Here is a 9,734-nt window from a genome sequence, read left to right as displayed (position 1 = left end):
TGAAAGACGTTCTTGGCCAGATCAAGGCCGATCGTGGTAACTTGCATGGGGTGACTCCTCTCTCGCAGATAACGACACCTGCACTATGGCGCATCGCGACGCCGATGGAGCAGGAGCCATCCACCCCATCTGCACAGCAGGCATTCGCTGAAATCTGCCCAACGTCTGCACCGAGCCCAATGCGCCATTAATTTGAACAAGGATCTCACAACTCAAAAGCGACGACGGAGCCTCCAATGCCCTTCAAGCTGAAAGGGCCTGCAGGTCGCAGGTCAAAATCAATCTGATTGGCAGTTGCCTGAGAAATCAATATCTGACCATCTTTTGCTTGTTCACATAGGCGGGCTGCCAAATTCGGCGCAGGTCCAATCGCCGAATAATCGCGACGAGCCTGAAAACCGATTTGGCCTAACGTTGCTGTCCCCGTACCAATACCGATACCGAGCCCAAGTTGATGCTCTTTCGCACCAGTCCCAAATGGCTTTATCGCGATCCTGACCGCCGCGCGTAAATCCAGCGCTAGTTCTGTGGCCTTTTGTGCCGCGTTCTCTACGGAAACCGGTGCGCCAAACAGCACCAGAAGACCATCGCCCAGGAAACGTTCCAGTGTGCCGCCGCTTGCTTCGATTAACGGGCCGCCGGCAGTGTGAAATGCGTTAAGTGCTTCGATCACTCGATCTGGCGGTGCGGAGTTTGCAAAGGCGGTAAACCCACGCAGATCAATAAACAGAACGCTGATCTCGGCGCGCTTAGTACGCAGTATATCCTCTTCTTCAGGTTCTGAAACGATCAACTCGGCAATTTGGGCCGGCAAGAACCGCCGCAAACGATTTGCGCGCTCAATCTCCTGAACTTGTTTTTTAACTTTGTCTTCCAGTGCAGAATTCAGTGTAGCCAATTCCGCCTTCTGATGTTGTACCTCATCATATAACTCTCCCAACTTCGCGCTGGTCTGGTTAACGTGCTGGGCTAGCTCTCCAATTTCGTCCCGATTTGGCACGAATACACGTGCATTGAAACGCCCATACGATAGTTCACCCAATGCCTTACGTATTCGGTCCAAAGGCTGCGTGACAGATGCTGAAATCGTTAAACCGAGCAACAGCGCCGTCGCAATTGCTAAGACGGATGTGCCTACAACTAAATTTTGGGCTTTCTCAAACGCTTTGGCATTCTCTTCGACGCGCGCCTGCATTTCCCGACCCAGGTCAAAGGAGATCGAAGAAACAACGCGATTAAACTTTTCAAGTGCCTCTGAAAGGGTTGTGTCATAGACACGTCTGGCAGCGGAAACGTCTCCTTGGACATACAAGGCACGCATTTTTGAAGCTTCAGTTTGCACGTCTCTTTCCTTGGTAAAGAATTCTTTCTCATACTTCTTTGTAAGAAAGTGCGTGGCTCTTCTCTCATTTCCTGTCTGCGCGGCGGCCGCTCGGAAGAGCAACACTTCATCGTAGAACTTTTTGGCGAGATTATTGTTCTGAGATTGATCTCCGACGTTCAGAAACAACTCTGCCCCAACAAGGTTAACCGCTGAGATACTACGTTCGATGGACCGCAAAGTGCTTATCCGAATTTGATCACCTACCAATTCTGCGGCTCTAATATTCGCTCGTCGCAGTTCTGATAGTCCAGCTAGCGACAATGCCACCATCAAAAGGACCACTATCAAGAATGCGACAGGTAGCTTTAGGCGAATAGGCAGTGCAACTCGCGCAGCATTCTCTACTAACCAATTCATAGAGCTAGGCTGCGCGTTTGACGCAGGGGAATTTCTGAGTGCCATGGGAACCCTCTTGGTCGACAAAATGCGTCTGCGTGTTTCTGTCATTATGCTTGCACTAAGCAAATCCACAAAACGGGGGCAAATGTTCGAAGATCGACGAAACATAGAAGGCTTGGAAACCAACATTGGACGCCATCGTCTGCGCGACGCTATTCTACAGCAGTTGCAGGTTTTTTCTGCAGCCAACGGCGCCTCTATCCGCATAGCAGACCTTGGGGCTTCTTAACGCTCGGTCTGCTATCCAACCCTGAGCTCACATCTGCGTGTCAATCTGGTTGACCGGCTTCGCCCCGAACCAAGACGCGATCCGGGACAGCGCCGGTCGAAGGGGTAAGAAAACGCGGTACGCAAGCTCAGCCATAGGTGTGATCCTCGGCATACGCGTTAGCCGAGCCGGTCATGTCAGAAGAACTTTGCTTGAGGCGGGCAGGGCGGGTGCATAGCATTTAGGAATGACCAAACCTTCCTCCTTCAAGTACTTCAAAACCAGTCCCGAGATCATCCGCCCGGCGGTGATGCTGTACATCCGATTTCCGCTGTCACCCCACAATGTTGAAGATCTGCTGCACGAACGCGGGATCGTTGTGAGCCATGAAACTGTCCGATACTGGTGGAACAGGTTCGGTCCGATGTTTGCCTCCGAGACCCGAAGAAAGCGTGTTCAGCAACTTCACGCATTCTCGAAATGGAAGTGGCACATGGATGAGGTTTTCGTGAAGGTGAACGGCAAAAGACACTATCTTTGGTGCGCGGTCGATCACGAAGGAGAGGTGCTCGAAGCTGTCGTCACGAAATGACGAAACAAAGCCGCAGCACTGAAATTCCTCAAGAAATTGATGAAGCGCCATGGTTGTGCGGAAGAGATCGTGACGGATCGCTTCGCATCCTACAAGGCGGCGCTCCGAGAAATAGGAGCGCTGGAAAAGCAACGTACTGGAAGGTGGCTCAACAATCGCGTTGAGAATTCGCACCTACCATTCCGACGAAGAGAACGCGCCATGCAACGTTTTCGGCGCATGCGAAGTTTACAGAAATTCGTATCCGTCCATTCCTCCGTTTACAGCCACTTCAACCAGGAAAGATCGCTAACCAGCCGAGACACCTTCAAACTGACACGCACCGCCGTTCTTGCCGAGTGGCGCGAACTTGGTGCGCCATAAAGGACAGCGTCACTGGCCTAACAGAGATAAATTCGAATTCGTCTGGCAGGACCCGGTGGAGACGCTTTTGGCAAGCCAGGTGAGCGCTTTCCCTTATCTAATCACCCTTGTAGTAACCGATCTGATCACCTTCGGTGGTGCATCCCAAGCCGTTAAGCAGACGATTTGAGTAGTTAAAGTACGCACAGACCTGATTTACTTCCAGGATTTCACCATCTTCACAGCCGGCGATCTTGAGCGCTTCAAAGTCCGAACGCACCATTTTGCCTACATCGGTTGTCAGCTTTGCCGCATATCGCAGGAGAGCGAGTTCCTTGCCGTCGAATTCATCCTCCGGTCGCTGTGCCTTCAGTGCGACAAAGATGCGGTCACTGCGAGCCTGATCTCTGATCAGGTTGCGGACGTTCATGAAATGATGAGTCAACGAATAGGTGCAATCGTTCAGGATCGATGTGTAACTTGCGATCACCTCCAGAAACCAGAAAGGCAATTCGTTTTCGTCCGAATGCAGCACCGAACGGTACAGGGTGACATGGCCATTCATCGTCTCTGGCCGCAGAGAATGAACCCGCATGACCGTATCCACGGTGCCATGCGGTGTTCTTGCGTGCTCCAGAAGCTCTTTCAGCCGGGGGCTCGCGTCTTCGTCGGATACCATCTTGATCCAAGCGGTCATGTTTGCTCTCCGGAAATGGCTTTGGCGACCTTGTTGCGGAACCGCATGGCGCCTGCGTCAAGCGCCAGGTTCAGATAGTCGTTTTTGCGTTTTGCCATGCCTTTCTGGACGTGTTCCAGCACCTCCTGATCTTCCTTGAAAGCCATCTTGGCTCCCTCGAACATACGTTCTGACAGGACGCTATCTTCTGCGTGCATATTGCGGTGCTGGAACCAGAAGTAGCGGGAGGTTGTCGCATCGATCGGCGTAATGAAATTGTAGGATATGTTGATGAAAGCGTTTGAAGACAGCGGCCTGTCATATCCACCTTCTGAGGCTGGCGTGTACACCGACATGTTGATTGCCGTCGACGGCAGTCGGCATTCGTAATGCTGCTTGCGATCACAGGTCGGGCCAAAGGGCAGCATGTCCCTGTAGTAGGGCGGTGGGGCCTCGCCCATCACCCAGCGAGAGACGATCACTCCGTTATCCATTTCTTCCACTTCCAAAGGGCGGTTGTCTGTACCGGCGCCCGCGAAAGAAGTCAGATGCACCCAAGCAACGTGGCTGGGGTCCAGCAGATTGTCGATGATATAAAGGTAATGGCACTGCATCGACATGCCGCCTTTGGGAGTCTTACCCCAATCGGGGTTGTCGAAATTCGGAATTTCAATGATGTCCCTTACATCTGCGCGCTCCGGCGCTCCCATCCAAAGCCACAAAAAGCCCCAGCGGTCTGCTGCCGGATAGGAATGCACGGCGGCGCGCCGAGGCGGGTTGTCAAGCTGAGTCGGGGCGATCACGCATTCGCCGGTGCAATCGAAAGTCAGCCCATGGTAGCCGCAGACAACATTGTCTCCCGCCAGCGTGCCCCGCGACAAAGGCAGTTTACGGTGCGGGCAGGCGTCTTCCAGTGCTGCGGGTTTGCCGGCGGTATCGCGGAAGATAACGATGTCCTCGTCCAGCATGCGCAGTGGCGTCAAGCTGCAGTCAAAGTCTTCGGACAGACCGGCCACATACCAACAATCACGGATGTACCCGGTCGATCCTGGCAGGTCGGGTCTCATGCGTCTTTGGCCTCAGCGGCGTAAAGGTCGTAAGCCTTCAGCGCCTTGGCGCTAAAGGCATAGGACGGACCACCGCCCATGTAAGTGGCCATGGCAAGCGCTTCGCAAAATTCCTCTCGTGTTGCATTTAGACGCACGAGCGACCGCACATGGAACCCGATGCAACTGTCACAGCGGGTTGCAATTGCGATACCCAAGGCAATAAATTCTTTGGTCTTTTCCGACAAGGCGCCATCTGCTTTTGCGGCTTGACCCATTATGCCGAACCCTTTGACGGTTTGGGGGATTTCGCGGTTCAGCTTGTCGATGTTGGCCTCGGTTTCGGACATGAAGTCGTGCCAGTCCATGATGATCCTTCCTTCAGAGACGTTCGTCTGCACCCATGCGGCGCTCAAGCCAGCGCACGCCTGCGCTGATCAGCAATACCAGCACAAGGTATTCGACAATCAGCAACGAGTATATTTCAAGAGGACGATATTCGGTTACTACCAGTTCATTTGCACGGCGCGTCAGTTCCTGCATACCGATGACTGAGGCAAAGGCACTCATCTTTACGATATAAATGAACTGGTTCGCCAAGGGCGGCAGAATGCGCCGTAGGGCTTGGGGCAGGATTACATACCGCATAGTCTGATAGTAATTCAGACCTATAGTCTGCGCTGCCTCGCTTTGCCCGCGTGCGATGGACTGGATGCCTGAGCGGTAAATTTCGGCCGTAAAAGCGCTATCGGAAATCGCCAGCGTGATGATCGCGCCCCAGAAGGGATCGATAGGGATATTCAATCCGATGGATTTGAACACGATGGGCAACCCATAAAACACCCAGAACAGCATCGGCAGCAGCGGGATCGAACGGATGAATTCAACGTAGACTCGATTGAGTAGGCGCAGCCATCGGTTGCTGGATTGACTTGGCAGCGCAACGATCAGACCCAGCACGATGGAGATTGCAGCAGCGATCACGGAAATAAGGATCGTTGCGCCCATGCCAGAGACCAAAAACTTAATATTGGTCCAGCCACCGGGTGTGCGCGGATCAATGACGTACCAACCCCAGTTGCCCGAAGCCGAGCATCCCGACAGCAAAAGTAAAAGCGACAGTGGAAGGATCAGTCTCTTCATGCCTACCCCTAGTGCTGCAAAATTTGGCCGAGGAATTTCTGACAGCGCGCGGTGCGCGGATTACCAAAGAATTCTCCAGGACTGCCGTGCTCTACAATCTCACCCTGGTCCATGAAAACCATCTGATCCGCGACCTTTCGAGCAAATCCCATTTCGTGGGTGACCACGATCATGGTCATTCCTTCCAGCGCCAGTTCGACCATCACGTCCAGCACTTCCGCGATCATCTCGGGATCAAGCGCCGAGGTGGGCTCGTCGAACAGCAGCACCTTGGGCTCCATGCAAAGGGATCGCGCAATGGCCACCCGCTGTTGTTGCCCTCCCGACAACTGTTTGGGCAGTTTGTCCGCCTGCTCCGGTATTCGCACCCTTGTCAGGTAGTGCCGGGCGCGGTCCTCTGCCTCTACCCGGCTGAGGCCGCGTGCCTTTATCGGGCCAAGTGTCAGGTTGTCTAGCACACTGAGATGGGGAAACAGGTTGAATTGCTGAAACACCATGCCAACATCGCCTTGTATCGACGCAACGGAATTCGGATCGTTGGTCAGTTCCTTGCCGTAGAGGTGAATGGTCCCGCGCTGATGCTCTTCCAGCTTGTTGATGCAGCGGACCACAGTGGACTTGCCCGAACCGGATGGTCCGCAAATCACCACTTTTTCGCCGGAGCCGACTGTAAGGCTGATATCTTTGAGAACATGGAAGTCACCGAACCATTTGTTCACTGCAACCAGCTGAATGGCTGGATCGTCCATCAATGTTCCCCCTTTTGGGCCGAGCTGACGTGCAAGATCACAGCCTATTTGATTTCTTTAACCTATCAAGCAAGTATGGCGCATCAAACCAAAAACCACATACCACCAACGGGAGAAATATTATGATAAGACTATGCAGGGCGGCAGCGGTTGCCGTGATTGGCCTGACGTTGGCCGGGGCTGCGAACGCGCAATCGGCGCTGAACGAAATTCTGAACTCGGGTGTTTTGAAGGTCGGCACCACCGGTGACTGGAATCCGATGACCGTAAAGGACCCCGCCACGAATTCTTACAAGGGTTTCGACATCGACATCATGAACGAACTCGCCGCAGACCTCGGCGTCGATGTCGAATTCGTCGCGACCGACTGGAAGACCCTCGTCAATGGCGTAGTCGCGGGCCAGTACCACATCACCGGATCCGCCTCGATCTCACCCCCGCGCATGAAGGCAGCCGGGTTCTCGGAAAGCTATATCTCGGTCGAGATTTTTCCGTTCACTACCAAAGAAAAGGCGGGCAACTTCTCGGGATACGAGTCCATCAACAAGCCAGAGGTCAAGGTCGCGACCACACTCGGCACGACCTTTGAAAAGCTTGTACGTGAATGGTTTCCCGATGCGGACATAATGGTCGTCGAAGCCCCAGCGCGTGGTTACCAGGAAGTGCTGGCAGGACGGGCTGATGTTTTCATCACATCGAATATCGAAGGCTCCACATTGGAAGAAAAGTTTGACGTAGTGCGCGTGCCTGAAACCGGCCCCCGGGCACCTTCACCCATTGCGATGCTGTTGCCCCAGGATGACCAGGTTTGGATCAACTATGTGAACAACTGGGTCAAGCTGAAGAAGGCCAAGGGCTTCTTCGACAGCAACAAGGCCAAATGGGGCCTTTGACCTGACAACATTATGCGGCGGGGTCGTACGGACCCGGCCGTCTTGTCTTTGGAGGGTGTTATGGAGCTGGGCTTGATGACATGGCCCGAAGTGGAAGCTCGATTGACCACAGGTGTCTGCGTGATGCTGCCCATCGGATCAACTGAACAGCACGGCCCGATGGGATTGATCGGCACCGATACAATCTGTGCCAACAGTGTTTCCGTCGCAGCAGCTCAGATATGCGATTGCGTCGTGGCGCCACCCATCGCTTACACTCCGGCGCCGTTCAACACAGGATTTCCCGGAACGGTCTCGATATCCTCCGAGTTGCTCGAGCAGACGATCTTGCAGGTCTGTCAGGGGCTTTTGGCGCAGGGTTTTCTGGGTGTCTTCATCGTGAACGGACATGGTGCGAACCTTGCTCCTGCACGGTCCGCGGCTTCCGCCTTGCCTGAGGGTTCAGTACATATCCAAAGCTGGTGGGACCCCGAACCAGTCGCCCGAATGCGAGAGGAATTCTTTGGCAATTGGGAGGGTATGCATGCCACCCCATCCGAGGTTGCGATCACGCAGGCGCTTCACGGCTGCAAACCTTCCGGCGTGGCATTCAACCCGCCGAAGAAACTTTCGCGCGCCTACATCGCCGCACACAGTGGTGACAGGCATGGGCCACCGGACGAGCATCGCCGCCAATTCCCCGATGGCAGGGTCGGGTCGCACTCAAACCTTGCGACGCCGGAACTGGGGAGGGAATTATTCACCGTTGCCTCAAAGGCCTTGGCAAACAACTTTGATACGTTCAGCGCAATAAGGCAAAAGACGCTCTAACCGATATCCATCAATCCGACGTTGCGGTCCGGATTGGCAAAAATCTCTGCCGCGCAGGGGTACTCCGCCAGAATGTCTGGTCCGCCTTCCAGCCGGTCAAGGTGAAACGTCCCGTCCTCCCAAACGCGCAAGCCATCAATCTCGATTGTCGGATCAAAAATGTTCCACGAAATCTCGCCTGGCGCGTAAGCACCGCAGGTGTGAAAATGCAAAACCCGCGGATTGCCGAAAGCTGAGCCGCCCCAACGTTCGAAGTTCTCCCGGATGTCCCACGGAAAACCACATCCGGGATGGATGCCGGCGTGCCAGGAATGTACGAAATTGCGATCGACGCCCAGACTGGACGATACCTGATCATAGTGTTCGTTGGCAGCTGCAACATCTGCCCTGCCGCCTTCAAATCCAGTTAACTGACCAGCCTCGAGAATTGCGAATACGGGCCCCTCAAACTCTACCGTGTAGCGATCATAATAGGCGGATCCGGTACCTGTCAGAAAGCCGCCCAGTGCGACACGTCCGGAAAACAAATCCGCTGGAACAGGAGAAAAGACGGACATCGGGAACCGCATCGAGGTCGTGTCCTTTGCTTCGGTCGTCCCTTGCGGGACACTACCCGTCACATGGGTGCCGGCCCGGCACGTCAGGCCAATAGTTCGCGACTTCAGAATACAATCGTCCACTGCGTCCTTTGCCCGACAAAATGCACGGTAGTCCGCAAACCCGAAGGACGAGTTCAACAGTTGGCTGTTGAGCGCAAAACACACGACAAATTTCGGGCCCGGCGGCATTTCGGAGAAGCGCAATTGGTCACCCAGCCGTGACAGGAAAAGCACCACATCGAAGAGCGAGAAGTGAGTCTTCAGATCTTGCGGCAAGTCGCATTGAACAGCATTGAAACCAACATCTATCATCGAAACGTCGAGGCCCATCGCGCGCGCGCCAGCCGCTATGTCGTGACGGATATCGAGATCAAAATAGCCGAAGTCTTCATGCTCAAAGGCTATCAACAGACGATCTCCTGCTTTCGCTTCGGCACAATTGACCAAGAGATTTCTAACACCTGAAAGAGCGTTCAATCGTCTTGAAGTGGACATTCCTAAACCCTCAACACCTTCCAGTATTCTTGAGCCGTGTTTCCTCATACAAAGAACAAAGTGCGTAACTTCAATTGTCAACGCAAAGATGTCCAGCGGCCTCCTTGCCCGGCGATGGGTGACAGCAAATACTTAAGTTTCTTGGTGTTTGTTTGATGGTTATGCAGTTGTGCGTGTTCCAGTATAAAGTCCGGTATCTTAAAGCTGCAACACAATGTTCGGGTCGAACGATTAGCGACTGCAGGCCGGAACTATTAATGGAAGAAATTTGATCGAAAGTCTGGAAAGTCCGCAAGGCAGTCGTTCAAGCAGAGTGCAGCGAACGTCGGTTCGGAGCGGCGGTCCCGATCACTCGTACTATTTCCATTTGATTGAGCAGCCAATGGATTGCGTTTGCT

At 53.8% G+C, this 9,734-nt stretch carries 11 protein-coding genes and 1 pseudogene; 5 read left to right on the top strand and 7 right to left on the bottom strand.

Translation table 11 applies throughout. The features are described 5' to 3' along the window. Positions 1-191, top strand: a 191-nt coding sequence (locus AC2FNE_RS23745; RefSeq protein WP_496806466.1) for a hypothetical protein, incomplete at its 5' end; no start/stop codon positions are given. Positions 192-205: 14 nt separating this feature from the next. Here AC2FNE_RS23745 and AC2FNE_RS23740 read toward each other — a convergent pair. Then, positions 206-1,786 carry an adenylate/guanylate cyclase domain-containing protein gene (locus AC2FNE_RS23740; protein ID WP_496806465.1) on the bottom strand — a complete coding sequence of 527 codons (1,581 nt, stop codon included), beginning with the start codon at positions 1,784-1,786 and terminating at the stop codon, positions 206-208. Here AC2FNE_RS23740 and AC2FNE_RS23735 point away from each other — a divergent pair. Together AC2FNE_RS23735 and AC2FNE_RS23730 are read left to right on the top strand one after the other, a co-directional pair. Further along, positions 1,785-2,012 (top strand): hypothetical protein, encoded by a 228-nt coding sequence (locus tag AC2FNE_RS23735; RefSeq protein WP_170609079.1) that lies wholly within the window; start codon positions 1,785-1,787, stop codon positions 2,010-2,012. The genes AC2FNE_RS23740 and AC2FNE_RS23735 overlap by 2 nt on opposite strands. A gap of 226 nt (positions 2,013-2,238) precedes the next feature. Further along, a pseudogene (locus AC2FNE_RS23730) lies at positions 2,239-2,946 on the top strand (IS6 family transposase). A 97-nt stretch (positions 2,947-3,043) separates the two neighbouring features. On the opposite strand, the gene AC2FNE_RS23725 reads toward AC2FNE_RS23730, so the two are convergent. Genes AC2FNE_RS23725 through AC2FNE_RS23705 form a run of 5 tightly spaced genes read right to left on the bottom strand, consistent with a single transcriptional unit; the run spans position 3,044 to position 6,539 of the window. Further along, positions 3,044-3,622: a carboxymuconolactone decarboxylase family protein gene (locus tag AC2FNE_RS23725; RefSeq protein ID WP_170482031.1), complete on the bottom strand. Its 579-nt coding sequence runs from the start codon at positions 3,620-3,622 to the stop codon at positions 3,044-3,046. Further along, a complete protein-coding gene (locus AC2FNE_RS23720; RefSeq protein WP_496806464.1) occupies positions 3,619-4,668 on the bottom strand; it encodes an aromatic ring-hydroxylating dioxygenase subunit alpha in 1,050 nt (349 codons plus the stop codon). The genes AC2FNE_RS23725 and AC2FNE_RS23720 overlap by 4 nt, the downstream gene beginning before the upstream one ends. Next, positions 4,665-5,015 (bottom strand): carboxymuconolactone decarboxylase family protein, encoded by a 351-nt coding sequence (locus tag AC2FNE_RS23715; RefSeq protein WP_170609083.1) that lies wholly within the window; start codon positions 5,013-5,015, stop codon positions 4,665-4,667. The genes AC2FNE_RS23720 and AC2FNE_RS23715 overlap by 4 nt, the downstream gene beginning before the upstream one ends. A gap of 13 nt (positions 5,016-5,028) precedes the next feature. After that, positions 5,029-5,790 (bottom strand): amino acid ABC transporter permease, encoded by a 762-nt coding sequence (locus AC2FNE_RS23710; RefSeq protein ID WP_170609085.1) that lies wholly within the window; start codon positions 5,788-5,790, stop codon positions 5,029-5,031. An 8-nt stretch (positions 5,791-5,798) separates the two neighbouring features. Further along, the gene (locus AC2FNE_RS23705) at positions 5,799-6,539 is read right to left on the bottom strand and encodes an amino acid ABC transporter ATP-binding protein (protein ID WP_496806463.1); all 741 of its coding nucleotides are present in this window, start codon (positions 6,537-6,539) and stop codon (positions 5,799-5,801) included. A 122-nt stretch (positions 6,540-6,661) separates the two neighbouring features. Here AC2FNE_RS23705 and AC2FNE_RS23700 point away from each other — a divergent pair, with 122 nt between their 5' ends. Together AC2FNE_RS23700 and AC2FNE_RS23695 are read left to right on the top strand one after the other, a co-directional pair. Next, complete coding sequence (locus AC2FNE_RS23700) at positions 6,662-7,432, top strand: transporter substrate-binding domain-containing protein (protein ID WP_170609089.1); 771 nt, start codon at positions 6,662-6,664, stop codon at positions 7,430-7,432. Positions 7,433-7,492: 60 nt separating this feature from the next. Continuing rightward, the gene (locus AC2FNE_RS23695) at positions 7,493-8,242 is read left to right on the top strand and encodes a creatininase family protein (RefSeq protein ID WP_170611222.1); all 750 of its coding nucleotides are present in this window, start codon (positions 7,493-7,495) and stop codon (positions 8,240-8,242) included. Here AC2FNE_RS23695 and AC2FNE_RS23690 read toward each other — a convergent pair. After that, complete coding sequence (locus AC2FNE_RS23690; RefSeq protein WP_170609093.1) at positions 8,239-9,336, bottom strand: hypothetical protein; 1,098 nt, start codon at positions 9,334-9,336, stop codon at positions 8,239-8,241. The two genes, AC2FNE_RS23695 and AC2FNE_RS23690, sit on opposite strands and share 4 nt — an antisense overlap. Positions 9,337-9,734 lie beyond the last annotated feature (398 nt).

The organism is Ruegeria sp. YKSD179 (assembly GCF_059612885.1).
The sequence above is the reverse complement of the archived record's forward strand: the minus strand, read 5'-3'. Positions and strand labels throughout refer to the sequence as shown.

Bases quoted from the DNA above. Each gene is read 5' to 3' on its own strand.
- AC2FNE_RS23735 (WP_170609079.1), top strand. From the start codon at position 1,785: ATGGGAACCCTCTTGGTCGACAAAATGCGTCTGCGTGTTTCTGTCATT.
- AC2FNE_RS23740 (WP_496806465.1), bottom strand. From the start codon at position 1,786: ATGGCACTCAGAAATTCCCCTGCGTCAAACGCGCAGCCTAGCTCTATG.
- AC2FNE_RS23725 (WP_170482031.1), bottom strand. From the start codon at position 3,622: ATGACCGCTTGGATCAAGATGGTATCCGACGAAGACGCGAGCCCCCGG.
- AC2FNE_RS23720 (WP_496806464.1), bottom strand. From the start codon at position 4,668: ATGAGACCCGACCTGCCAGGATCGACCGGGTACATCCGTGATTGTTGG.
- AC2FNE_RS23715 (WP_170609083.1), bottom strand. From the start codon at position 5,015: ATGGACTGGCACGACTTCATGTCCGAAACCGAGGCCAACATCGACAAG.
- AC2FNE_RS23710 (WP_170609085.1), bottom strand. From the start codon at position 5,790: ATGAAGAGACTGATCCTTCCACTGTCGCTTTTACTTTTGCTGTCGGGA.
- AC2FNE_RS23705 (WP_496806463.1), bottom strand. From the start codon at position 6,539: ATGGACGATCCAGCCATTCAGCTGGTTGCAGTGAACAAATGGTTCGGT.
- AC2FNE_RS23700 (WP_170609089.1), top strand. From the start codon at position 6,662: ATGATAAGACTATGCAGGGCGGCAGCGGTTGCCGTGATTGGCCTGACG.
- AC2FNE_RS23695 (WP_170611222.1), top strand. From the start codon at position 7,493: ATGGAGCTGGGCTTGATGACATGGCCCGAAGTGGAAGCTCGATTGACC.
- AC2FNE_RS23690 (WP_170609093.1), bottom strand. From the start codon at position 9,336: ATGTCCACTTCAAGACGATTGAACGCTCTTTCAGGTGTTAGAAATCTC.